Annotated in this window: 12 protein-coding genes; 6 read left to right on the forward strand and 6 right to left on the reverse strand. The window is 67.6% G+C overall.

The genetic code is table 11. The annotated features are described in order from the left end of the window. Window positions 1-145: 145 nt before the first annotated feature. Genes HF690_RS11715 through murD form a run of 3 tightly spaced genes read left to right on the forward strand, consistent with a single transcriptional unit; the run spans window position 146 to window position 5,380 of the window. Window positions 146-2,698, forward strand: coding sequence for a bifunctional aspartate kinase/diaminopimelate decarboxylase (locus HF690_RS11715; RefSeq protein ID WP_168609661.1), 2,553 nt, complete (start codon window positions 146-148; stop codon window positions 2,696-2,698). Further along, complete coding sequence (gene murL / locus HF690_RS11720) at window positions 2,695-4,047, forward strand: UDP-N-acetyl-alpha-D-muramoyl-L-alanyl-L-glutamate epimerase (RefSeq protein ID WP_168609567.1); 1,353 nt, start codon at window positions 2,695-2,697, stop codon at window positions 4,045-4,047. Before HF690_RS11715 ends, murL begins: the two co-directional genes overlap by 4 nt. Continuing rightward, window positions 4,028-5,380 (forward strand): UDP-N-acetylmuramoyl-L-alanine--D-glutamate ligase, encoded by a 1,353-nt coding sequence (gene murD, locus HF690_RS11725; protein WP_168609662.1) that lies wholly within the window; start codon window positions 4,028-4,030, stop codon window positions 5,378-5,380. The genes murL and murD overlap by 20 nt, the downstream gene beginning before the upstream one ends. Window positions 5,381-5,673: 293 nt before the next feature. On the opposite strand, the gene HF690_RS11730 is transcribed toward murD, so the two are convergent. The 6 genes from HF690_RS11730 to HF690_RS11755 all read right to left on the reverse strand — a co-directional run bounded on the left by HF690_RS11730 (window position 5,674) and on the right by HF690_RS11755 (window position 17,396). Further along, window positions 5,674-7,797: a M13 family metallopeptidase gene (locus HF690_RS11730; RefSeq protein ID WP_168609568.1), complete on the reverse strand. Its 2,124-nt coding sequence runs from the start codon at window positions 7,795-7,797 to the stop codon at window positions 5,674-5,676. Between the two features lie 101 nt (window positions 7,798-7,898). Continuing rightward, window positions 7,899-11,651 carry a translocation/assembly module TamB domain-containing protein gene (locus HF690_RS11735; protein WP_168609569.1) on the reverse strand — a complete coding sequence of 1,251 codons (3,753 nt, stop codon included), beginning with the start codon at window positions 11,649-11,651 and terminating at the stop codon, window positions 7,899-7,901. Then, window positions 11,648-13,420 carry an autotransporter assembly complex protein TamA gene (locus tag HF690_RS11740; protein WP_168609570.1) on the reverse strand — a complete coding sequence of 591 codons (1,773 nt, stop codon included), beginning with the start codon at window positions 13,418-13,420 and terminating at the stop codon, window positions 11,648-11,650. The genes HF690_RS11735 and HF690_RS11740 overlap by 4 nt, the downstream gene beginning before the upstream one ends. 80 nt (window positions 13,421-13,500) lie before the next feature. Beyond that, window positions 13,501-16,032, reverse strand: a complete 2,532-nt coding sequence (locus HF690_RS11745) for a glycosyltransferase (protein ID WP_240151750.1) — start codon at window positions 16,030-16,032, stop codon at window positions 13,501-13,503. A gap of 252 nt (window positions 16,033-16,284) precedes the next feature. Continuing rightward, window positions 16,285-16,695, reverse strand: coding sequence for a hypothetical protein (locus HF690_RS11750; RefSeq protein ID WP_113063633.1), 411 nt, complete (start codon window positions 16,693-16,695; stop codon window positions 16,285-16,287). Window positions 16,696-16,928: 233 nt separating this feature from the next. Continuing rightward, complete coding sequence (locus HF690_RS11755) at window positions 16,929-17,396, reverse strand: Dps family protein (protein ID WP_113063632.1); 468 nt, start codon at window positions 17,394-17,396, stop codon at window positions 16,929-16,931. A gap of 203 nt (window positions 17,397-17,599) precedes the next feature. Between HF690_RS11755 and hrpA the strand changes: the two genes are divergently transcribed. The 3 genes from hrpA (at window position 17,600) to HF690_RS11770 (ending at window position 25,543) form a co-directional block, all read left to right on the forward strand. Further along, a complete protein-coding gene (gene hrpA / locus HF690_RS11760; RefSeq protein ID WP_168609572.1) occupies window positions 17,600-21,616 on the forward strand; it encodes an ATP-dependent RNA helicase HrpA in 4,017 nt (1,338 codons plus the stop codon). 60 nt (window positions 21,617-21,676) lie between these two features. Next, window positions 21,677-23,773: a RelA/SpoT family protein gene (locus HF690_RS11765; protein WP_168609573.1), complete on the forward strand. Its 2,097-nt coding sequence runs from the start codon at window positions 21,677-21,679 to the stop codon at window positions 23,771-23,773. Window positions 23,774-23,848: 75 nt separating this feature from the next. Then, the gene (locus tag HF690_RS11770; RefSeq protein ID WP_168609574.1) at window positions 23,849-25,543 is read left to right on the forward strand and encodes a tetratricopeptide repeat protein; all 1,695 of its coding nucleotides are present in this window, start codon (window positions 23,849-23,851) and stop codon (window positions 25,541-25,543) included. The last annotated feature ends 24 nt before the right edge of the window (window positions 25,544-25,567 follow it).

Genomic DNA, 25,567 nt, shown 5'->3' on the forward strand with positions numbered 1-25,567 from the left:
GGGACATGTGAAAACGCTATAACCGCGATGATTGCGTTTTGCCACGCGCAGGGCACACTGGCCGGATGACCTTTTCTCCCACTATGCAACTGAAATCGTGAACGAAGTCGTCTCCACTCTGCCTGTCGACGCCCCCTGGGTGGTGATGAAGTTCGGCGGCACCAGCGTCGCCAGCGCCGAGCGCTGGGGCAACATCCGCGAGCTGGTCGCTGCGCGTCGCGATGAAGGTTCGCGCGTGCTGCTGGTGGTCTCGGCTCTGGCCGGCGTCACCGATGCGCTCAAGACGCTGTGCGCCGAGGATGCTGCCGAGGTCCGCGTCGCAGCCGCAAAAGCCATTGCCACGCGCCATCACGAACTGGCGGCGGTGATGGGCATCGCGCTGCCGGACACGGTGCAATCGCGCCTGGCGGACCTTTCGGCGCTGGCCAAGAACGGCCCCGACGCGGCGGACCCGCTGGCCTGGAAGGCCCTGGTGCAGGGGCACGGTGAACTGCTGTCGAGCGCGCTCGGCGCGGCCTTTCTTACGGCGCAGGGGCTGGCGACGCAATGGGTCGACTCGCGTGATTGTCTGCGCGCCGTGTCGCTGCCGAACCAGAACGCCCGCACGCGCACGCTGTCGGCCACCGTCGACGCGCAGCCCGACGCGGCGCTGGCCGAGCGGCTGGCGGGGCAGGGCGACGTGTTCATCGCGCAGGGCTTCATCGCCCGCGACGAGGACGGCCGCTGCGTGCTGCTGGGACGCGGCGGTTCGGACACGTCGGCCAGCTGCTTCGGCGCCGTGCTGAAGGCGGCGCGCGTGGAGATCTGGACCGACGTCGCCGGCATGTTCAGCGCCAATCCTCGGCAGGTGCCTTCGGCGCGCCTGTTGCGACAACTCGATTACGAGGAAGCGCAGGAGATCGCCACCACTGGCGCCAAGGTGCTGCATCCGCGCTGCCTGTCGCCGCTGCGCGCACCGCGCGTGCCGCTTTGGATCAAGGACACGAATCGCCCTGACATGGAAGGCACGGAGATCGGTCCCCTGGTGCGCGAGGCTGCGCCCAGCGTCAAAGCGATCTCGACGCGTGCCGGTATCACGCTGGTGTCGATGGAATCGGTGGGCATGTGGCAGCAGGTCGGTTTCCTGGCCGAGGTGTTCGATGCCTTCCGCCGGCACGGCATCTCGGTGGACCTGATCGGTTCGGCCGAAACCAACGTCACCGTGTCGCTGGACCCGACCGAGAACCTGCTCGATTCCGACGCCGTCGCCGCGCTGGCGGCCGATCTGGCGAAGGTCTGCCGGGTCAAGGTGATCGCCCCGTGCGCGGCGGTGACGCTGGTCGGGCGCGGCATGCGTTCGATGCTGCATCAGCTGTCCTCGGTGCTGGCCGAGTTCGGGCAGCTGCGCGTACACATGATTTCGCAGTCGTCGAACAACCTGAATCTGACCTTCGTGGTCGACGAGGACGTGGTCGACGATCTGCTGCCGCGCCTGCACGAGCTGCTGGTGCGCGCGGGCAGTCTGCGCAGCGACGATTCGCAGCTGTTCGGCCCGAGCTGGCAGGCGCTGTACGGCAGCGGCGAGCAGGACATCGCGCCGGCCTGGTGGCGCGGCGAACGCGCGCGTCTGCTGCAGCTGGCCGCCGAGCGCAGTCCGCGCTACGTCTACCACCTGCCGACGGTGCAGGCGCGCATCGACGGATTGAAGAACCTGCGTGCGGTCGATCACGTGCACTACGCGATCAAGGCCAACCCCCACGCGCGCATCCTGCAGGCGGTGGCCGCGTCCGGCTTCGGTCTGGAGTGCGTCTCGCCCGGCGAGCTGGCGGCGGCGAAGGCGGCCGCGCCGGAGGCGCCGCGTCTGTTCACGCCGAACTTCGCGCGCCGCGACGATTACGCCGCCGCGCTGGATGACGGCGCCACGGTCACGCTGGACGCGCTGCACCCGCTGGAACACTGGGGTGAACTGTTCGCCGGTCGCTCGATTATGCTGCGCGTCGATCTGGGGCGCGGCCTGGGACACCACGAGAAGGTGCGCACCGGCGGCAGCGGCTCGAAGTTCGGTCTGCCGCTGGATCAGTTGGACCGCTTTCTGGAACTGGCGCGCACGCACGACGTGCGCGTGCAGGGTCTGCATGCCCATCTGGGCTCGGGCATCCTCGATGCCGGCCACTGGGGCGAGGTCTACGCGCAGCTGGCGACGCTGGCCGAGCGCATCGGCAGCGTCGAGATTCTCAACATCGGCGGCGGCCTCGGCGTGCCCTCGCATCCGGGTGAGCAGCCGTTGGACCTGGACGCGCTGGACCGCGTGCTCGGCGAAGTGAAGGCGGCCTATCCGCAGTACCGTCTGTGGATGGAGCCGGGCCGTTATCTGGTCGCCGAGTGCGGCGCGCTGCTGACGCGCGTGACGCAGGACAAGCGCAAGGGCGGGCATCACTACCTCGGTGTCGACGCCGGCATGCACAATCTGATCCGTCCGGCCTTGTACGAGGCCTGGCACGAGATCGTGAATCTGTCGCGCCTGGACGACGAGGCCACCGCGCTGTATCAGGTCGTCGGTCCGATTTGCGAGACCGGCGACGTGCTCGGCAACGACCGTCGTCTTCCGGTCTCGGAGGAAGGCGACGTGATGCTGATTGCCCAGGCCGGCGCCTACGGCGCGGTGATGGCATCGAACTACAATCTGCGGGAAACCGCCGACGAGATCGTGATCGAATGAGTGCACTGAGCGACCCGCGTGAGGCCGCGAGCTTCCGTTTCGTCCGCTGCGGCTACGCCGATGGCGTGGCCGAGCTGGCCTATGCCTTCGACGACGGCCCGGAGCTGATCGAGCGCATCCGCTTTCCGGACGCGCCGGCGCTGCCGGAGGCGCGTCGCGGCGCGTTTGACGCCGCGTTGCGTCTGCTGCACTTCGTCGCCGGCATCAGCTACTACAAGGCCGGCGTGCCACCGCGCATCGTCGTCGATGGCGCTGCGCCGGACGCCGACACCGCAGAACTGCTAGACACGCTGTATCTGCACGGTCTGGCCGAGTTCGCCTACCGCAACGGACTGGATCTGCGCGAGCGCATCGCCTTCCCGCGCGACGGCGCAGCGCCGTCGCCGGCGGTGCCGCTGGACCTGCCGCGTCGCACGCTGGTGCCGATCGGCGGCGGCAAGGATTCGCTGGTCGCGATCGAGGCGATCAAGGCGGTCGGCGGCGAGGCCACGGCGGTCTGGGTCGGCAATTCGCCGCTGATCGCGCATTGCGCCGAACGCACCGGGTTGCCGATGCTGAACATCGGTCGCGAGCTGTCGTCGGTGCTGTTCGACTACAACCGCATGGGCGCGTGGAACGGCCACATCCCGGTGACGGCGGTGAATTCGGCGATCCTGGCCGTGGCCGCGATCCTGTACGGCTTCGACGGCATCGCCTTCGCCAACGAGCGCTCGGCCTCGGCTGCGACGCTGGAATACGAAGGGCAGGAGGTCAATCACCAGTGGAGCAAGGGCTTCGATTTCGAATGCCGGCTGCACGACTGGCTGCATCGCCACGTGGCCGCGGATCTGGATTATTTCTCGCTGCTGCGCCCGTTCGCCGAGCTGGCGGTGACGCGCGCCTTCGCGCGTCTGGGCGGCGACTATTTCGACGCCTTCTCCAGCTGCAACCGCAACTTCCGCATTCTCGGCCCCAAACCCGCGGATCGCTGGTGCGGACAGTGTCCGAAGTGTCATTTCGTGTTCCTGGCGCTGGCGCCGTTCCTGCCCAAACCTCGGTTGATGGGCATCTTCGGTCGCAATCTGCTGGACGACGAATCGCAGCGCGCCGGTTTCGATGCGTTGATGGAGTATCAGGACCACAAGCCGTTCGAGTGCGTGGGCGAGGGCGCGGAAGCGCGTGCGGCCATGTACGCGCTGAGCCAGCGCCCGGAGTGGCGCGAGGATGCGCTGGTGGCGCGCTTCGCCGACGAAATCCTGCCGCAGCTCGATGCGACCGAACTGGCGCTGGAGCCGTGGCTGGATGCCGCCGATGCGCATCGCATTCCGTCCCGACTGGCCGGAGCGTTGGATGAAATTCGCGGCGCTTGAAGGCCAGCGCGTCGCGGTCTGGGGCGCGGGACGCGAGGGGCGCGCGGCATTGGCCGCGTTGCGTCAACGGCTTCCGGGTCAGGCGTTGACGCTGTTCTGTCGAGAGGGCGAGGCGGACGATCTGGCGGCGACCGATCTGACGGTGTGCGGCGAGGCGCCGGACGCGCAGGCGCTCTCGGCTTTCGACGTCGTCATCAAGTCGCCGGGCATCTCCGCCTACAAGCCCGAGCTGCTGGCCGCGCAGGCGCAGGGCACGACGTTCACTTCGGGCACGGCGCTGTGGTTCGGCGAGCGTCCCGACGCGCGCGTGATCGGCGTCACCGGGACCAAGGGCAAGAGCACCGTCAGCGCACTGCTCGCGCATCTGGCGCGTTCGCTGGGCGTACGCACGGCGCTGGCCGGCAACATCGGTCTGCCGTTGCTGGAACTGCTCGACGGCGATGCGGCGCTATGGGTGGTGGAACTTTCCAGCTTTCAGACTGGCGAGGCCGGGCCGCTGGAACTGGGCGTGATCACCAGCCTGTACGAGGAACACCTGGACTGGCACGGCTCGCGCGAGCGCTATGTCGCCGACAAACTGAAGCTGGCCGATGCGGCGCGCACGCTGCTGGTCAACGGCACGCAGCCGGACCTGCTGGCGCGCACGGCGGTGCATCCGCAGCGCATTGTCTTCGGCGCGGTGGACGGGTGGCATGTGGCCGACGGCGGTCTGTACCGTGGCGCGTCGCGCCTGTTCGAGGTCGCCGATTTGCCGCTCCCGGGCGTGCACAATGCACTCAATGCCTGTGCCGCGTTGACCGCGCTGGAGCAGATGGGGCTGGATGCCGAGGCTGCGCTGCCGGCCTTGCGTACCTTTCACGCCTTGCCGCATCGTTTGCAGCCGCTGGGTGAGCGCGACGGGCATCGCTGGATCAACGATTCCATCAGCACCACGCCGCAGGCGGCGCTGGCGGCGCTCGACAGTCTGCCGCGCGCGCAGACGGTGCTGGTCCTCGGCGGTCACGATCGTGGTCTCGACTGGCGCGGTTTCGCCGAGGCGCTGCGCGAACGTCCGCCGCATGCGCTGGTAGTGCAGGGCGCCAACCGCGCGCGTGTGCTGGACGCCCTGCGCACGGCCGGATGCGCGACGACGCTGATCGAGACCGATACGCTGGACGCCGCCATCGCCCGTGCGCGCGAAGCGGCGCCGCCCGAGGGCGTGGTGCTTCTGTCACCCGGCGCGCCCAGTTTCGATCAGTTCCGCGACTACACCGAACGCGGCCGCCGCTTCGCCGCACGGGCCGGTTTCGACGCCGCGCGCATCGCCAGCATCGAAGGACTCGGCATCGCCTGAGTCGGGCGTGATCCGGCGCATGTCGCGACATGACCGCGTTGCCTTGAGGCAGGATGTCCTATGTCATGCACGTCCGCGATTGCAGGAAGCGCGGTCATCATGGCTTTCCCCTCATGTCTGGTTTCGATGTTGCGTACGTTGCCGGCATCACGGAATTCGACTGTCGAAAGGAGCACGGTCTGGCGCATCTCGCGCTGTGCTCAAGCCGGTTCGCAAACATGATCTGGCGGGTTCCGAAACGAAAAAGGCCGCGCATCGCTGCGCGGCCTTTTCGTTTTTGCGGTGGTGCGGTCTTACCAGATCTGCACGCGCTGATCCGGCTTCAAGTACAGCTTCTGGTCCGGCTGCACATTGAACGCCTTGTACCAGCCATCCAGGTTGCGCACCGTCTCGGCGCGGAACTGCGGCGGCGCGTGCACGTCGGTGTTCACGCGCTGACGCAGGGCGGCTTCGCGCATCTTGCTGCGCCAGGCCTGGCCGAAGGACAGGAAGAAGCGCTGGTCGCCGGTCAGGCCGTCGATCACCGGCGCCGGCTTGCCGTTCAGCGACTTGTGATAGGCGATGTAGGCGGCGGTCAGGCCGGAGACGTCGGCGATGTTCTCGCCCAGCGTCTGCTCGCCGTTGACGTGCAGGCCCGGTAGCGCGACGTACTGGTTGAACTGGTCGACCAGCTTCTGCGTGGCTTCCTTGAAGTGCTTGGCGTCAGCCGGCGTCCACCAGTTGTGCAGGCGGCCCTCGGCGTCGAACTGCGAACCCATGTTGTCGAAGCTGTGGCTGATCTCGTGGCCGATGATCGCGCCGATGGCGCCGTAGTTGTGTGCCGGGTCGGCCTTCGGATCGAAGAACGGTGGCTGCAGGATCGCGGCCGGGAAGTTCAGCGCGTTCTCCAGCGGGATGTTCAGCGCGTTGACGGTCTGCGGCGTCATCCACCAGTCGGCGCGGTCGACCGGCTTGCCCAGCTTGGACAGGGCGAAGTCGTAGTTGAACTTCGACACCGCCATGGCATTGGCCAGCGGGTTGTCGGCGGTGACCTTCAGGCTGCCGTAGTTGCGCCAGTGGCCGGCGTCCGGATAGCCGACGAAGACCTTCAGGGTATCCAGCTTCTCCTTGGCCTTGGCGCGCGTGGCCGGGGTCATCCACTCCAGATGCTGCAAGCGCGAGCCGAAGGCGGCGACCAGGTTGTTCACCAGATCCTCGACCTGCTTCTTGGCTTCCGGCGGGAAGTACTTCTTCACGTACAGCTTGCCGACCGCGTCGCCCAGCGCGTAGCTGGTCGCGGCGATGGCGCGCTTGGCGCGCGGCTGCTGCTTCGGCACGCCGGTCAGCGTCTTGCCGTGGAAGTCGAAGGCCAGGTCGGCGTAGGCCTTGGGCAGCAGGCTGGCGTGCTCATCCAGCGTGTGGAAGCGCAGCAGCGCGCGCCAGTCGGCCAGCGGCGCATCGGCGACCAGCTTGGACAGGCCGGCGAAGGCCTTCGGCTGCCACACGTCGATGACCTTCTGGTCGTTCAGGCCGGCGGCCTTGAAGTAGGCGTTCCAGTCCAGGCCCGGCGCCTTCTTGGCGAAGTCGCTCATCGACCACAGGTTGTTGGCCTTGTGCACGTCCTGGCTGTCGACCAGGCTTTCCTGCGCCTTGGCGATCTTCATTTCCAGATCGAACACGCGCTTGGCTTCGGCCTCGGCGTTCGGCGTGCCGGCCTGCTTCAGCAGGGCGGCGATGTAGGCCTTGTACTTGTCGCGGAAGCCGGCCATCGCCTTGTCGTTGGACAGGTAGTAGTCGCGGCTGGGCATGGTCAGGCCGCCCTGCAGCAGGTAGGCGATGTTGTGCGACGGGTCGGTCAGGCCCTGGGCCACGAACAGGCCGAACAGGTGGTCGGTATGGAAGTCGGTGTTGTTGACCGGATCTTCGTCCTGACGCAGGCGGCTGCCCAGCACCTCGGCGAGGTCCTTGCGCGACTTGATCTTGGCGATGGCGTCGAGTTCGGGCTGGATCGGCTTCAGGCCCATCTTCTCGATGGCCGCGGTGTCCATGTAGGCCGCGTAGTAGTCGGCGATCTTGCGGTTCTCGGTGCCGGCCGCCGGGTTGCTCTTGGCAGTGCCCTCGATGATGTCGTCAATGTGCTTCTGGGTGCGCTCGTAGATGGTCAGGAAGTTGCCGATGCTGGAGCGGTCATCCGGAATCTTCGCCGTCTTCAGCCACGCGCCGTTGGCGTAGTCGAAGAAGTTGTCGCCGGGCTTCACCGAATGGTCGATGCCGGCCATGTCGACGCCCGAGACGGGTTTTGCGGCGACGCTGGCGGTCTTGGCCGGCGCCGGAGCGCTGGCGCTGGGCTGCTGGCCCTTCTGGTCGTTGGACGACGGCGAGCAGGCGCTCAGCGTCATCGCGACCGCGGCGGCGAGAATCCAGGATGTGCGTTGCATGGTGCTTCACCTCGGCATGGAAAGTAGACCACCTTAGTACGACCGAGGGCCCGGTGGAACGGTTCGGGCGGCCCTATAGGTCATAGGTCATGGATGCCGATTCAGCGTTCGTAACGGTAGTTGAAGCTGGCGCGGCTGAACTCGGTCGCCTGCTGCGCCTCGAAATTCCAGCGGCGGCTGAGGATGTAGCGCAGGGTCACGACCTGGCCGGGCTGGAACAGGCCGACGCCGTAGCTGAGGTACAGGCGCGGGGACAGGTACTTGCCGACAGTGAACGCGGCGGTGCCCAGGGCGTCGTTGCTGGACACGCCGATGTCGCTGATGCCGAGCTTGGATCCGATGCCCTTGGCCAGCAGGTCGCCGGTGGCCGAGCCGAGTGCCTGCGCGGCCGAGTTCACCATGCTGCCTTCGCCGCCCTTGACCTGCGACAGCGGCTTGCCGGTGATCAGGTAGGACAGCGCATCGGATTGCTCCATGACCGGGTTCGAGAACACCGTCAGTTCGGGCCGCTTGGCGGTGCCGCGCACCTGCAGGCCGACTACCTGGCCGTCGTCGACGGTGGCGTTCGGGTTGAGCTTGCGCACGGCGCGGAGGTCGAGGCCGGGATCGTCCAGCGGCGTGGAGGCGAACAGCAGGCGGCCCTGCTCGATGTGCAGATCCTGGCCGTAGGCGCGGAAGGTACCGTCGACGCGGATCTGGCCCTGGCCCAGCGTACCCCTGCCGCTGCGACCGATCACGTGCAGGTTGCCGCGCAGGTTGCCGTTCAGGCCGTAGCCGACCACGTGCGTGTTCTCGCCCAGGTCGACGCGCACGTCGGTGCTGACCGACAGGGCGGCGCCCTGGGATTGCGCCGGCTTTTCGGCGTCGACCACGACCACGTCGGGCGAGGCCTGGGTGGCACCCGCACCGGGCAGTTTCTCCAGTTTCACGTCGGCCTTGTCCACCCCCAGCGTGCCGCCGATGTGCAGACCTTCGGCGCTGTGGGTGACGGTCAGGTCCGGCGAGACGCTGACCTCGGCCGACGGGATGTCGGCGACCTGCACCTTCTTGCCGGTGAGCCGGATGTTCGTGCCGGTGCCGTTGCCGAGGCCGATACGACCGGCGACCTGCAGATCGCCGTCGCCCGAATGCATCTGGCCGTCGACGCGCAGTTCCTGTGCGTTGCTGCCGCGAAGGCGCAGGCGGCCCTGACTGAGTTTGAGGCCCAGTCCGGGGATTTCGCCGGAGAGTCCGTCGGCCAGGGCCTCGCCGCTGGCGGCCGGCGCGTCGAGCGTGCCGGCGAGGTTCAGATCGGCCTTGAGGTCGCCCTGGAGGTTGGCGACTTCGGTGGTGAACAGTTCCACGAACCGCAGATTGTCCAGGTGCATGCGCAGCCGGCCGCTGAGCGCATGGTTCGGTCCGCTGGCGCGCAGGTCGCCGTCGAGACGTCCGTTCTGCTGCAGCGACGCGCCGATGCGCAGGCGCTGCTCCTGTGGCGTCATGGCGAGACGGGCGTCGAGGTCGTGGAAGCGGATCAGCGGCTGGTTCGGGTGGTCGACGTAGAAGATCCGCCCCTGCGCCGATTGCAGACGCGCCTGGCCGTCGAACCGGCCCTTGGCGTCACGGCGGATATCGCCGTCGCCGTTGAGCACGCCGTCCGCGCGCATCGGCAGGTCGTTGCCGGCGATAGCCAGGATCAGTTCGAGCGGCAGTTCGCGCATGCGGTACTGCGCATGCAGGCGGCCGTCGCGCTGGCGCTCGGCGGACAGGCACAGCTGCGGTTGGCCCGGACTCAGGCAGGCCTGACCGAGTGTGCCTTCGCCCTGGTTCCAGGCCAGCGTCGCCGGCGCGCGCAGGCGCCAGTCCGGCGTGCCGGTCAGCCCCAGGTCGAGCTGCTGCAGCGTGCCTTTCCAGGCGTCGCCCTGCATGCCGCCGGACAGCGCCACGGAAAGGGACAGCAGGTCGCCCTTGGCATCAAGGCGAAGGGTATGGCGCTGACGATTGCCGCGACCGTCCACTGTCAGCGAAGCGAAGGCGAAGCCGGCGGCGTCGACCTGGCTGGCCTTGAGCGCTAGTGTGCCGCCGGGGTGACTGAGGTCGTCGATGTCGACGTTCAGGTGCGCCTGTGCGACCTGCTGGTCGTGCCAGGCCAGCTTGGCGCCGTCGAGCTGACCGCGGACGCCCAGCTTCGGCCACCGTCCGCGGATGCGCAGATGTCCGCGCAGCGCGCCGCGCGCCTGCGGCAGCCAGTCGCCCAGCGATGCGATGCGCAGCTGCACGTCGAGATCGTTGCGTGGGCCGTCCTTGCCGTTCATCTGCAGTTCGCCCGAACCCGAGCGCAGCTGCAGCGCACCGCTCACGACCCGGTTTGCCGACAGGTTGAGCGTGCCGTGGCCCGACACAGGACGCTGACGCAGCGTGCCATCGAGTTTGTCCAGCTTCAGGGTGCCGCGCGTGTCCTGGTCGGCAATGCGGCCCTGGCTGGACAGCACAGCGTCGAGTGCGCCGTCCCATCCGGCCAGCAATTCGCCCGGATTGAAATGATCGGCCTTGGCGTCGACCTGCCATTGCAACTGCGGACTCCATTGCAACTCGCCATGTGCATCGAGTTTTCCCTTGGCCTGCCGGACGGTGAGGTTCTCGATCGTGAGCCGATCCGACGCGCCCTGCAGTTGCGCCTGCAAGTGCGAGGGGCGGCCCGGTGGTCCGGCCTGGGCGTCGAGCGTGGCGCGATAATGCTCGGTATTGCCCTCGACGTGCAGCGAACCCTGGCTGGCCAGCGCTTGACCGGTCAGTTCGGCGGGAAGCGTGACGTCCTTCCACTGCAGGTCCAGCGCGGCCTGGAGCGGTGCCGGATCGAGGCGGATGCTTCCATGGCCCTGCAGCACGCCCTTGTGCTGGGGCGAAGTGATCTGCAGGTGCTCCAGTTGCCATGGCTGGCCGTTCTGGGTTGCGTGCACCTGCAGCGCGGCCAGTTGCACGCGGGTGGTGTCGAGCTCCAGCCAGCCGTTGGCGTTCAGGGTCTGCCTGTCGCCATGGGCGTCGAGCGTGGCGGCCAATTGCTGGATCGAACCCTTGCCGATCCAGGGGGCGGCTTCTCCGCGCGGAATCACGATGTGCGCTTTCCAGGCGTAGGGCGCGCGCGGGGTGAGGCGGAGCTGCATGTGCGCCACGGACGGTTGCGTCAGTTCGATCTTCGCGCTGGCCGCGCGGCCGTTGTTGTCGGCATGCAGGGTGCCGGCCCAGCGTGTGCCGTTGGCGTTCCAGTCGAAGCGCAGCGAACCCTTGCCGGGGTAGCCGCGGCCGAAGGTCATCGTTCCGTCGAGATCGACCTGGCCATCCGGTGCGCGTAGTTGCAGGCGCCGCAGTTGCACGCCGTCGTGCGTCCAGGCGCCGGCCAGGTCCAGACGGTCGGAGACGAACACCTCCTCGTCGCCGCGATGGATGCGGACGTGGCCGACCTGCACCCGGTCGAGCATCACGTCGAACGGCGCGCGCAGTGAGATCGGTCCGGTGTCGCTTGCAGTGGCGGGTGTGGGATGCGTCGGCAAGGCCACGTCGACCTGTTGTACGGCCAGTCGAGCGAAGTGAGCGCGTCCGCGCAGCAGGGCCAGCGGGTGCAGGTCGAGTTCGATCTTCGCGATCCGCACGTCCAGTCCGCTCTGCGCGTCGCGGTAGCGCACGCCGGACAGGGTCAGCGGTCCGGCCAGACGTCCCTGCGACTGCTGAATCTGCAGGGCGTTACCGGTTGCGTGCTCGACGCGCGCCAGCGCGAAGTGCAGGCCCGACGCGGTGCCCAGTAGCCAGCCCAGCGCCAGCCCAGCTATCAGCAGCAGGACGCCGAATGCGATCGCGATGCGCTTCAGCCCCTTCACAGGTCCGGCCCGATGACGAGATGGAGTTCGACGCCGTGGGCATTGCGGTCATGCACCGGCACGCCGAAGTCGACGCGGATCATGCCCACCGGCGAGCGCCAGCGTACGCCCAGGCCGGCACCGATGCGCGGCCGGTAGTCGCTGCCGTTGAAGGCGTTGCCCGCGTCGACGAAGGCGGCCATGCCCCAGGTGGTTGTGAAATAGTGCTCGGCGGTGACGCTGCCGACCAGTAGATTGCGTCCGCCGATGATGCGGTCGTAGCGGTTGCGCGGTCCGATCGACTGGTAGCCGTAGCCGCGAACCGACTGGTCGCCGCCGGCGAAGAAGCGCAACTGCGGCGGCAACTGGCTGAAGTCGCCGACCACGGTGCTGCCGGCGGTACCGCGCACGATCAGTCGGTCGCGGCGGCTGAAGGCATCGATCCACTTGGCGTCGGCGATGACCTGCGCGAAGCGCGTGTCGGAAAGAACGGTGCCCAGCGTGCTGCGCGCGGTCAGGCTCAGACGCCAGCCGTGACGCACGTAGTTCGGATCCGCGCCCTGTTTCTTCACCAGCGAGATTTCCGGATACACCAGCGTGCTCTGGCCGCGCTCGATGCCCAGCGTGTTGTCCGGATCGCCGCCGCGCTTGCCGACGGTGAATGTGCCCGACAGCGCATGGATGCCGACCGTGCGCAGCCAGCCGTGCCACAGCCTGCTCTCGCTGGCGACCAGTTCCAGCGTGCGCGACTTGGATGTGTCGGTGTCGGCCTGCCGGTAGTTGGCGCCGAAGTTGAGACTGCGCTGATTGGTGCCGGGCAGCGGCACCTGGTAGAGCGTGCTGAGCGTCTTCAATCGTTGCGCCAGCACCAGTTCGTTCTTCCACTTGTGGCCGCGGTTGTTGACCCAGCGCCGTTCCAGCCCGAGACGGACGCCGGCGCCGGTGTCGGTGCCGATGAACGGACCGCCGGTGTAGACGCTGCGTTTGGCCGGTTTCAGTTGCACATTGATATCGACCACGCCGTCGTGCGCATGTTCGATGTCCGGCAGCACGTTGACCACCGCGAAGTAGTCCGCGCCGGTCAGCGCCTGCTGCAGCTGTAGCAGATCGGGCTGCGAGAAATAGTCGCCGCGCTTGAACGGCACGTAGCGATTCAGGAAACCGTCCCGGAACTGGCTGCCCTCGAAAGTTACCTTGCCGAAGCGATAGCGTCGGCCGACCTTCCAGGCCAGGTGCACGACCGCGCTGTGCGTGGCGCGGGTCACCTCGACCTTGTGCACGGTCATGCGCGCATCGAGGTAGCCGACGGCGGTCAGCGCCCCCGCGATGGCGTCGCGCGAGGCCGTGTACAGGCCGTCGTCCATGCGCTGACCCTTGCGCGGCTTGAACTGGCGGATGGCGCTGCGCACGTCGGGCAGCTTGCGCGCGGCGTCGTCGAGCTGGATGTCGACGTTGCGCACGATCACCGGATCGCCGGGCGTCACCTTCAGCGTGACAGTCCAGTCGGCGCCGTTCTGCTTCAGGTCCGCGTCGACACGTGCGTCGTAATAGCCGTAGGGGCGGAGCGCCTGACGTGCTTCGTCGGGCGCCTTTGCATACAGCCGCCGCACCTGCGCGGCGCTGGCGTCGCGCTTGGCGTACTGGCTCAGGCGCACGGCGGCGGTCACGGCCTGCTTCAGGTCGTCGTTCAGTCCCTGCACGCGCACGGTGACGCCCGCCTGCGCGCGCAGCGGCGCGAGCACCAGCAGAGGGAGCAACAAGGCGAGGACGATGCGCGAGAGCGGACGCATGAGAGGGTGACAACCGGTTCCGTGGCAAGTTTCGGACGACAGGGCGACGATAGCATCGGCCTGCCGCGGCGCGGCGGGCGTCAGGCGCTGCGATGGGCGACCCAGGCGCCGGCCAGCGCGGATACATAGGGTATCGCCTGCGCACCCAGAATGATCATCCACAGCGTGCCTTCGAGGTAGGTGCTGCCGAAGGCGAACGCCATGCCGCCGATGGCCAGCGCCAGCGCGATGGCCATCAGACCTTCCTCGCGCACCGGCGCGAACGCGGCGAAGCTCGATTCGCCCAGGCGGCGACTCTTGGCGGTGACCACGAAGGCCGTCTTCTTGCGGGTCAGTCCGTGCATGATGCCGCGCGCGATGGCGTGCGACAGACCCATGCTGGCGACCGAGGCGGTCAGCGTGTCGCGCCAGCCGCAGGGTACGCGGGCACGGTACAGCACGATGCCGAACACCGCCTTGGCGATGAAGAAGCCGATCACCGGGATCAGGAACAGCTGCATCGGCAGGCTGAAGTACTGCGGCAGGCCGATCATGCCGGCGGTCCAGAATAGCGCCATCATCGTGAATATGAAGTGCAGCGCGTCGGCGAACCAGCTGAACCAGCCGGTGAGGAAGTGGAAGCGCTGGCCGGCGCTGAGCGGGCCCTTGCGCACCAGCCAGTCCCAGCGACCCTTGAGGATCTGCATCGCGCCGAAGGCCCAGCGGTAGCGCTGGCTCTTGTAGGCCTTGAAATCGGCGGGCGTCAGGCCCTTGCCCATCAGTTCGTCGACGTAGACCAGCTGGTAGCCGGCGTGCATCAGGCGCAGGCCCAGTTCGGCGTCTTCGCAGATGGTCCATTCCGACCAGCCGCCTGTGCCTTCCAGCGCGCTGCGGCGGACCATGGTCATGGTGCCGTGCTGGATGATGGCGTTGCGCTCATTGCGATGGTGCATGCCGATGCGGAAGAAACCGTCGTATTCCCACGCGGTCCAGCGGCGGAAGGTGTTGTCGGCGAAGTCGCGGTGCGCCTGCGGGCACTGCACCACGGCGACATCGGCATCGTGGAAATGGCCGGTCAGACGCGACAGCCAGTCCGGGCGCACCACGTAGTCGGCGTCGACCACGGCGACGATCTCGGCGCGGTCGTCGGTTTCCTTCAAGCCGAAATTCAGCGCGCCGGCCTTGAAGCCCGGCCACGGCTCCAGATGGAAGAAGCGGAAGCGCGGGCCGAGTTTCTCGCAGTAGGCCTCGACCGGCTTCCAGACGTCCGGGTCCTTGGTGTTGTTGTCGATCACCAGCACTTCGTAGTTCTGGTAGTCGAGCGCGGCCAGCGAGTCCAGTGTGACCTGCACCATCTCCGGCGGCTCGTTGTAGCAGGCCAGATGGATCGACACGAACGGCTGCTTCGCCGGCGGGTCCGGTTCGAGCAGTTCGCCGTGCCGCAGCCAGCCCCGGCGCCACAGTACTTCGGTGAACTCGAAGCCGTTGATCAGCAGGATCGCGATGATGGCGATCTGTGCCGGGAACAGCAGCACCAGCATCGCCCAGTCGAACGGACTGAGGTAGAAGTTGAAGGGCAGGGTGGCCGCCCACACGATCACGCCGGCCGCCAGCTGCAGCAGCAGCATGAAGAAGAAGCGCCCAGCCAGCTTGAAACGGCTGTAGCGGCGGCCGAACCAGACCATCGGGATCAGCGCCAGCAGGCTGGCGGCGAGCGCCTTGAACGGCCAGCCGGTGTCCTCGGTGACCGGACCCTTGAAGGCGAACTTCGGTTTGCGGTCCGCACCGAACATGCCCCAGTAGGCGCCGGTGCGGCCCTCGCCGAGCTGTTCCTTCCAGGGCTGGTCGAAGGCTTCCATCACGTAGTACTGGATGTGCCGTTCGCGCGCGACCTGGAACCACTGGCGCAGGAAGATCGCTTCGTTGGAGACCGACGGGTTGGCGTAATGGAAGCGGTCGCCGTTGGACGGCCAGCCGATCTCGCCGACCACGATCGGCTTGTTCGGGTACATCCGGCGCAGCTCTTCGTAGCGCTGCAGCACATCGCCGATGGCGTCGCGGCGCGGCACGCCTTCCCAGTACGGCAACAGATGCACGGCGATGAAATCGACGTGCTGCACCAGTTCGGGGTATTTCTCCCAGATGTGCCACGGTTCGGCCACCGACACCGGCTGCCGGATCGCCGCGCGCGCGCGGTCCAGGTATGCCATCAGCCGGTCCGGCTTGATGTCGTCGCGCAGCAGCACCTCGTTGCCGATCAGCACGCGGGTGATGGTCTTCGGGTAGCGGCGCGCCAGGCTGATGACGGCGCGGATCTCGTCGTCGTTGTGCACCAGGCGGCGATCAATCCAGGCACCGGCCATGACGTCCAGCCCCTGCTTTTTCGCCAGTCGGTAGATTTCCGGGTTCTGCAGCGCGTCGTAGGTGCGGATGTGCTGCGTGTAGCGCGACAGCAGCTTCAGATCGCCGGCGATGTCCTTGTCGCTCGGCTTGTCGTTGTCGAACGGACTCTGATAGCGCTGGAACGGACTGTAGGCGAAGCCGCTGATCGGCCCCTGCAGGTCCGTCGGTCCGTTGGGCAGGTTGGCCCACCACCACAGTCCGATGTTGAGCACGGCCAGCACCAGTGCCATGACCACGGCAGCGAACACGGGATGTCGGCTGTCGTAGGTTCGGGCTTCGGGAGTCAAGGGGAGTCCTGCTGGCGCGTCACGGGCATGGCCGGGCCCGTCGGTGCGGGGCGAGGGAAACGAGCTTACCCAAGGCATTGCGCCGGCTCAACGCGATGCGGGATCGCGGTCAGGTTGCGCTCAGGCGACGGACACGCGAACGCCGCGGACCGGAGATCCGCGGCGTTCGAACTAGGGTGCGCCGGGTATGGCAGCTTAGGACAGGATGGTGAGCGCCTGACTCATGGAGCTCATCGCGCCCCAGGCATATTCGTCCATGCCGCCCATGGCGACGGCCATCTGCATGTTGGCGTCGGAGAACAGCTTGCTGACGGCCAGCGCGACGGCGGTCAGGGAGATGCCCAGACGCGTCGCCATGCGCTTCCAGACCAGGCCGTTGGCCGGGTCGTGCGCCTGATCGGCCTGCGCGCGCAGCAGCCAGGGCATCGGATCCTGCTCCAGCTTGCGGCACATCGTCTCGATCAGCTTGGGTTCGGCCTGGCTGCCACGGGTGCGCCAGTTGCTGATGGTCTGCGGTTTCACGCCCAGGATCTGTCCAGCTGCGTGATCGGAACGCACCGTCAGGCGCTCCTTGAAGAGTTCGAAAAGTTCGATCGTCGCGCTCATATCCCCAACCTGTTGATTTTTGGGCCTCGAGACTATATTGCCTCAATCAGAGGAGTTTGGCGATAGGAACGTTTCGCATTGGCGGAAACGCCTCTCGGCGACCTCTGGCAGGCTCGTTGACGGGCTGCAGACGTCCGCAACGAACGGCTCGCGCAACGAGTGTTCCGATCCGATGCAAAAGAAGGCGCGCCCATGCGGCGCGCCTTCGGTGCGGGGGACGTAGCGAGCAGCGGTTACTGCAGCAGCGAGCGCAGCATCCATGCGGTCTTCTCGTGGTCCTTGAGGCGGCCGATCACCAGGTCCGCGGTGCCTTCATCGCCGGCCTCCTCGGCCACCTTCACCGTCTTGCGCGCGGTGGCAGCGGCAACTTCGTGTCCCTCGACCAGCTGCTCGACCATGTCCTGCCATGCCGGCACGCCGGTCTCTTCCTTGATGGACGTCAGTTTGGCGAACTGCGTGTAGGAACCGGGTGCGACGATGTCCAGTGTGCGGATGCGCTCGGCGACCTCGTCGGCGGCCATCCACAGCGCGTTGTATTGCTGTTCGAACATCAGATGCAGGCTGTTGAACTGCGGGCCGGTGACGTTCCAGTGGAAGCTGTGGGTCTTCAGGTATAGCGAATAGGTGTCCGCCAGCAGACGCGAAAGGCTGCCGGCGATCGCCTCGCGATCCTGTTGTGCAATGCCGATATCGATGGCCATGCGTAGTCTCCTTTGCTGAGGGTTGGATGGATGCTCGATCCTAAGGGTGACGCCCTGAATCCGATGTGGCCGACGTCGGACGTCGACGGACAGCGATTCATGAGCGCGTCCCCTGTTGTCTACATAAATGGGGGCGAATGCGCCGGGAAGGAAATGGATAGTGCTGATTGCGGCCATAGGGCCGGGCTATCATGTTCGATTCCATGAACACTCCGCTCCCCGACCGTGACGACATCCGTGACCTGCCTGCGCTGCGCCAGCGCCTGGGGCAGGTCTGCTCGCGCGACTACGGAAGGCTGCTCGGCCAGTGGCGGCGCCTGAAGCGCGAGGGTGGCGAGGACGCCGCGAAACGGGCGCGCCTGCACGAGCGCATCGAGGCCTCGGTGGCGCGTCGCGAGGCGCGCGCGGCGACGGTGCCGAAGGTGGGACTCGACGCCGCGCTGCCGATCAGCGAGCGCGCCGACGACATCATGACGGCGATCCGCGACCACCAGGTGGTGGTGATCGCCGGCGAGACTGGTTCGGGCAAGACCACGCAGTTGCCGAAGCTGTGCCTGGCTGCCGGGCGCGGTGCGGCGGGGTTGATCGGCTGCACGCAGCCACGGCGGTTGGCGGCACGTTCCGTGGCGCGGCGCGTGGCCGAGGAACTGGGCACGCAGATCGGTGAGCAGGTCGGCTTCCAGGTGCGCTTCACCGAACAGGTCAGCGACGACAGCCTGATCAAGTTCATGACCGACGGCATCCTGCTGGCCGAGACGCAGCGCGATCCATGGCTGAGCGCCTACGACACGCTTATCATCGACGAAGCGCACGAGCGCAGCCTCAACATCGACTTCCTGCTCGGTTACCTGAAGCGGCTGGCGAGGCGGCGGCCGGACCTGAAGATCATCGTCACCTCGGCGACCATCGACACCAAGCGCTTCGCCGAGCATTTCGACGACGCGCCGGTGATCGAGGTCGAGGGCCGCACCTATCCGGTCGAGGTGCGCTGGCGGCCGCTGGAAGCGCTGTCGGGTTCGTCGGGCGGCATCCAGCAGGGCAGCGCCGAGCACATCGCGCGTGTGCTCGACGAACTCAGCGCCGAGGACCCGCGCGGCGACGTGCTGGTGTTCCTGCCCGGCGAGCGCGAGATCCGCGACGCGCATCTGCTGCTTTCGCGCCGTCAGTACCGCCATACCGAGGTGCTGCCGTTGTACGCGCGCCTGTCGGCGAAGGATCAGGATCGCGTGTTCCATCCGGGACCGGCGCGGCGCGTGGTGCTGGCGACCAACGTCGCCGAGACCTCACTGACCGTGCCGCGCATCCGCTATGTCATCGACACCGGCACCGCGCGCGTGAAGCGCTACAGCCAGCGCAGCCAGCTCGAACGCCTGCACGTCGAGCCGATCTCGCGCGCCGCCGCCGATCAGCGCAAGGGCCGCTGCGGACGCGTGGGGCCGGGCGTGTGCGTGCGGCTGTATGACGAAACCGATTTCGACGGTCGCCCGCCCTTCACCGATCCGGAGCTGCTGCGTTCGTCGCTGGCCAACGTGATCCTGCGCATGCTTAGTCTGAAGCTGGGTGAGGTCGAGGACTTTCCGTTTCTCGAAGCGCCCGAGCCGAGCGCCATCGCGGACGGCTACCGGCGGCTGGCCGAGCTGTCGGCCATCGACGATGCGCGCACGCTGACGCCCATCGGTCGCGAGCTGGCGCGTCTGCCCATCGACGTGCAGCTGGCGCGCATGCTGGTCGAAGCGAAGCAGCGCGATACGCTGGATGCCCTGCTGACCGTGGTCGCCTTCCTGAGTGTGCAGGACCCGCGCGAACGCCCCGCCGACGCGCGTGGCCAGGCCGATGCCGCGCACAAGGTCTTTGCCGATCCGAAATCCGATTTCGTCGGCGTGCTGAATCTGTGGCGCGCGTACACGATGGCGCACGAGGATCTGACCCAGTCGAAATTGCGCGATTGGTGCCAGAAGCATTTCCTCAGCTACCTGCGCATGCGCGAGTGGCGCGAATTGCATCGGCAGCTGAAGCTGGCGATGGGCGATCTGGCGCGTGATGCCGGGAAGCCGGAAGCGTCCTCACGCCGTCGTCGGGGCAAAGCGCCTGCGCGCGCTGAAAAGACCGGGTCGACACAGGCTGCGAATTCTGCGCGCGCGCCGCAGCGGCAGGACGACGCGGATACGCTGCCCGCCGAAGCCTACGAGGCCATTCACCGCTGCCTGCTGGCTGGCTTGCCGACCCAGGTCGCGCACAAGGACGAGAAGGGCGTGTTTCGCGGCACACGCCAGCGCAGCTTCAAGGTCTTTCCGGGCTCGTCGCTGGCGAAGTCGCCGCCGAACTGGCTGTTCGCGGCGCAGATTCTCGACGTCGGTGGACGCGTGTGGGGCATGCTCTGCGCGCGCGTCGATCCGCGCTGGATCGAGGAGCAGGCCGCGCATCTGATTCGCCGCTCGCATAGCGACCCGCATTGGTCGCGCAAGCGCGGCAAGGTGGTGGCGTACGAACAGGTCACGCTGTTCGGTCTGAGTCTGGCCGAGCGGCGCATGGTGACGTTCGAGAAGCAGGATCCGGCGCTGGCGCGCGCGATCTTCCTGGAGCAGGCGCTGGCGACCGGCGACATCGACACGCGCGCCGATTTCGTCCGCGCCAATCAGCGCGTGCTGGAAAAGGCCCACGAACTGGAAGCCAAGCAGCGCCGCGAGGGGCTGCTGAAGTCGCCGCAGGACCTCGCCGTGTTCTTCGAGGACAAGCTGCCTGCCGATATCGTTTCGCGCAGCACGCTGGAGAAGTGGTACCGCAAGGCGCCGCCAGCGAAGCAGGCCGCGTTGCGCTGGTCGCTCGACGACGTGCTCGACGTATCGCCGGACCTGGATGCGCACGCCTTCCCGGCGCGGCTGGAGATCGACGGCCAGCGCTATCGGCTCGAATACCGTTTCGTGCCCGGCGACGAGGCCGACGGGGTGACACTGCATCTACCGCTGGCGATGCTCAATGCGTTGCCGGCCACGCGCTGTCAGTGGCTGGTGCCGGGCCTGCTGGCTGACAAGGTCGCGGCGCTGATCCGCAGCCTGCCGAAGGGCCTGCGCCGCAACTTCGTGCCGGCGCCGGACTTCGCCCGGGCTTTCTGCGAGGCCGAGACGGTCGGCGACGAGCCGTTGCATGCTGCCCTGGCGCGGTTCCTCGAACGCACGACCGGCGTGGAGATCGCAGCCGACGCCTTCGCTGGCGCCGAGCTGCCCGCGCATTTCGCCATGCGCTTTCGGCTGCACGACGAGCACGGCCGCACGCTGGCGACTTCGCGCAGTCTCGATGCCCTGCGCGCGGAATGGAGCGGCGATGCGCGCGCTGCGTTCTCGCGTCAGGCCGATGCCGACCTGACCCGCGAGGATGTGGTCAGCTGGGATTTCGACGACCTGCCCGAGCGCGTGCGCTCCGAGGGCGGGCTGGACGCCTGGCCGGCCCTGGTCGATCAGGGCACCTCGGTGGCGCTGCGTGTCTTCGAGCGCGCGGACGAAGCGCTCGCCGAGCACCGGAGCGGCGTGGAGCGACTGCTGCGGCTGTCGCTGGCGCCGGCGCTGAAGCAGGCGCGGCGCAAGTTGCCGATCGGTAACACGATCGGTCTGAAGTACGCACCGCTGGGAAGCCTCGACGGCCTGCGCGAGGATCTGGTCGAGGGCGGCCTGGCCGATCTGCTGGCGGTGCAGATTCTGGATGTGCGTACCCGCGCCGATTTCGACGCGCTGCAGGACACGCTGGCACGCGGTGTGTTCGCGGCGGCGGTCGAACGTCTGAAGTGCGCCGAGCCGATCATCGAGGCGCAGGCCGAGCTCAAGCCCTGGCTGGAACCGCCGCTGATGGGGTTCGCCGCGGCCAGCTACGACGATCTGGGCGAGCAGCTCGATGCCCTGCTGCAACCGGGGTTCCTGCGCGAACTGCCGCTGGATCGCCTGCGCCAGTTTCCGCGTTACCTGCAGGCCATGCGCCTGCGCGCCGAGCGCCTGCAGCAGGACCCAAAGAAGGATCAGCAGCGCCTGCTGCAGGTGCTGCCGTACTGGCGCGCCTGGCTGCAGCAGCGGGCAGCCGGCGCGGCGGGCGAGGATCTGGATGCGCTGCGCTGGATGATCGAGGAATTCCGCGTGTCGCTGTTCGCCCAGGAACTGGGCACGGCGGTCACGGTCTCGCCCAAGCGCATGGTGCGCGCGCTGCACAAGGTCGAGCGCGGCGGCGACGCCTGAGCATGGCGATACCACGCGTCGTCATTTCGTCCGCTTCACGCTTCGTACTAGGCTTTTCCCATGGCCGAATCCACCCGTCCGCCGCAAACTCCCACTGCCGACACGCCGTTGCTGCGTGACGCGATGAACGCCTGCGCCGGTCTGCCGGAGGCGCCCTGCGAGTCCCAGACGCAGACACTGGAGTTGCTGGCGTCGCTGGGCTGCGACGAGGAAACCCGTGCCGCAGCGCTGTGGTTTGCGGTCGCCGAGCACGATCACGCGGCCTGGGAGCGGGCGGCGGAGTCGTTGCCGCCGGGGGTCGTCAGGCTGGTCGAAGGGCAGTTCGCCGCCGAGCGCGTGTGGGCGCTGCATGCCGAGCGCAGCGGTGCCAGCGAGGGGCTGCGGCGTCTGCTGCTGGCGATCATCCGCGATGTGCGCGTGGTGTTCGTGCTGCTGGTTCGCCAGTTGCTGCGCATGCGCGGCGCGTCGAAGCTGCCGGCCGAGGAAGCGCGGCGGCTGGCCAAACTGACTGCCGACATCCATGCGCCGCTGGCCAATCGTCTGGGCATCTGGCAGTTGAAGTGGGAGTTGGAGGATCTCGCGTTCCGCTTCCTGCAGCCGGACGTCTACAAGCGCATCGCGAAATTGCTGGATGAGCGCCGCGTCGACCGCGAGCGCTTCATCCGCGAATGCATCGACACGCTGGGTACGGCGCTTCGCGAAGCCGGCATCAAGGCCGACATCGCGGGTCGGCCCAAGCACATCCACTCGATCTGGAAGAAGATGCAGCGCAAGCATCTGGATTTCGCCGAGCTGTATGACATCCGCGCCCTGCGCATCCTGGTCGACGATGTCGCCGACTGCTACGCCGCGCTGGGCGTGGTGCACGGTCTATGGCCGCACATCCCGAAGGAGTTCGACGACTACATCGCGCGGCCCAAGCAGAATGGCTACCGCTCGCTGCATACCGCCGTGCTGGGGCCGGGCGGGCGCACGCTGGAAGTGCAGATCCGCACTCACGCCATGCATCGCGACAACGAACTCGGTGTGGCCGCTCACTGGCGTTACAAGGAAGGCGGGTCGGGCGATGCGCAGTTCGAGAAGCGCGTGGCCTGGCTGCGCACGTTGCTGGAGTCGCGCGGCGACGACGATGCCGGTCTGCTGGCCGATTTCGAGACCGCGCTGGACGAGGACCGCGTCTACGTGCTGACCCCGCGCGGTGAAGTTGTCGACATGCCGCGCGGCGCGACTGTGCTCGATTTCGCGTACCACATTCATACCGACGTCGGACATCGCTGCCGCGGCGCCAAGGTCAACGACCGCATCGTGCCGCTGACGCATCAGCCGCGCAGCGGCGACCGCGTGGAGATTCTCACCGCCAAGCAGTCCGAACCCAGCCGCGACTGGCTGTCGCCGCATCACGGTTATCTGCATTCGGGGCGCGCGAAGGACAAGGTGCGCGCCTGGTTCCGGCGCAAGGAGCACAGTGCGAATCTGGCCGCCGGTCGAGCGCTGCTGGAGCGTGAACTCAAGCGTCTGGCCATGACCGACGCCGACCACGACGCGCTGGCGCGCAAGCTCGGTTTCCAGCAGTTCGAGGAACTGCTGGTGGCGCTGGCCCTGGGCGAGTTGTCCACGGCCCAGATCGCGCGCAGCCTGACCGAACGTGAAGCCGGCGCGCCGGCCCCCCGGCCCACGCCGCGGCGTACCGAGCGGGTCGATCCGGGCGCCATGCGCGTGCAGGGCGTGGGCGATCTGATGACCACGCTGGCGCGCTGTTGCCAGCCGCTGCCGGGCGATCCGGTGCGCGGGTACATCACCAAGGGGCGCGGCGTGTCGGTGCATCGGCGTGACTGCACCAGCCTGGCGCGGCTGGCGCGGCGCGATCCCAAGCGCGTGATCGACGTCGAATGGGGGCACGTACCAGAGCGCGCCTACGAGGCCACGGTGCGCGTACTCGGCTACGACCGCAAGGGGCTGCAGAAGGACGTCACCGGCCTGATCACCAACTTCGGCGCGCCCATCGTGGCCTCGTCCAGCCGACTGTTTGCGCGCACCGGCGAGGCGGAAATGACCTTCACCCTGCGGGTGCGCGATTTCGAACAGCTGTCGGTGCTGCTGGCACGTCTGGAAACCCTGCCCAACGTGATCGAGGTGCAACGGCTGGCTGCCGGCTGAATGCAGCCCTGAAGCAAGTGCTGGCGCGGGTTTGACGATGCTAAGCTGAACGGAGTCAAGGTTTCGAGCTCTTCCATGGGCGAACAACGCAATTCCGGGTCGCGAGGCCGCACCGAGCCGAGTCTGGGCGATCTCGACGAGCTTCACGGTCGCTCGTCTTCCGCACCGCCGTCTTCCTCCGCACCATCGCCGTCAGAGTCCGAGATGGTGCTTCCGGGCGAGACGCGAAAGCGGTCGCGCGCCTCCACGCCTTCGGCACCCACTCGTTCGGGCTCGCGTCGTGGCTGGCTGTGGCCGTTGCTGGCGGTGATCCTGCTGGCGCTGGGCACGCTGGCCTGGGTCAAGCAGGATGCGTTGCGCAGCCTGTTTCCCCGCACCCAGCTGAACAGTCTGCTGGCGCGCGCGGACAAGGCCTACGCGGCCGGGCATCTCGAAGGCAATCAGGGCGACAGCGCGCGAGAATTGTACGAAGCCGTGCGCGCGCTGGAGCCGGATAACGAGCAGGCCAACGCGGGATTGCGCAAGGTCGGCGAAGCCGAGTTGAAGCGGGCCCGCGATGCCATGGCCAAGGGCGACTATGCCGACGCGCAGTCCGCGCTGGAGGATGCCCGCGAGCTGCTCGGCGGTGGCGACGCGGTGCATGCCGTCTCGCAGAAGCTGCTGCAGGCGCGCCAGTCGCAGGCGCAGACCGATGCACTCATCACCCAGGCGCAGCAGGCCCTGGCCCAGGGCAAGCTGGATGGTGACCAGGGTGCGGCCAGGCTGTTCCGTCAGGCGCTGAAGGCCGATCCCGACAACGCCGTGGCACGCCATGGCCTGGACAAGGTCGGTGACGCGCTGGCGGGGCAGGCGCGCAGCGCGCTCGACAACGGTCAGCTGGATCAGGCCGACGATCTGATCGGCGAGATTGCCTCGCTGATGCCGGGGTATGGCGATTTGCCGTCGCTGCGTGCGCATCTGGCCCAGGCCAAACAGCAGTCCGAGGCGGCCATTCAGCAGCATCTGCAGCAGGCCCGCGACGCCCTGCGCGCGGGGTCGTTCACCGGGGACGGCAGCGACAACGCGCTGGCGCAGTTCCAGGCGGTGCTGAAACTCGACCCCGACAATGCGCAGGCCAAGGCCGGCGTGGGGCAGGTGGCGCAGGCGTTGATTCTGCGCGCCAACGCCTCCATCGATGCCGAGGATTTCAAGCAGGCTTCCGCCTTGCTCGATCAGGCCGCGAAGCTGGCCCCGCATTCGGCGGATCTGGCCGCCGCGCGCTCGCGTTTGACCGATCAGCAGCAGACAGCGTCCGGTCAGGATCAGGCGGCCACGCCGCTGACGCCGAAGCAGCAGGCGCGCATCGATGGGTTGCTGAAGCGGGCGAAGGCGGCGCTCGATGCCGGCGACATCATGCTGCCACCGGGGGCGAGTGCCTACGATCTGTACAGCGAAGTGCTCAACATCGACGGCAACAATCGCGCCGCCCTGGCCGGTTTGCAGGGGTTGGCCGCGCACGCGACCACGCGGTTCGACCAGGCCATGAACCAGGGCGATCTGGCGCAGGCCGACAAGATGCTGAAGGTGCTCGAGCAATTGGTGCCCGGCGATGCCGCGCAGACGGGCATGCGTCGCCGCCTGGCCAGCGCATGGCTCGATCAGGCCGAGAATAGCCTGAATCAGGGCAACCGCGCCGCCGCCAGGCAAGCCGTGGAAGCCGCCGCCAGACTGCGGCCGGACGCACAGCGTCTGCAGGCCTTGCGTTCACGCATCGGCAACGGAAACGGTTGAAATCCAGCGGGAGGCGAGCCCGCC

Origin of the sequence: Oleiagrimonas citrea, from assembly GCF_012395255.1 — a bacterium.
Classification (GTDB): Bacteria; Pseudomonadota; Gammaproteobacteria; order Xanthomonadales; family Rhodanobacteraceae; genus Oleiagrimonas; species Oleiagrimonas citrea.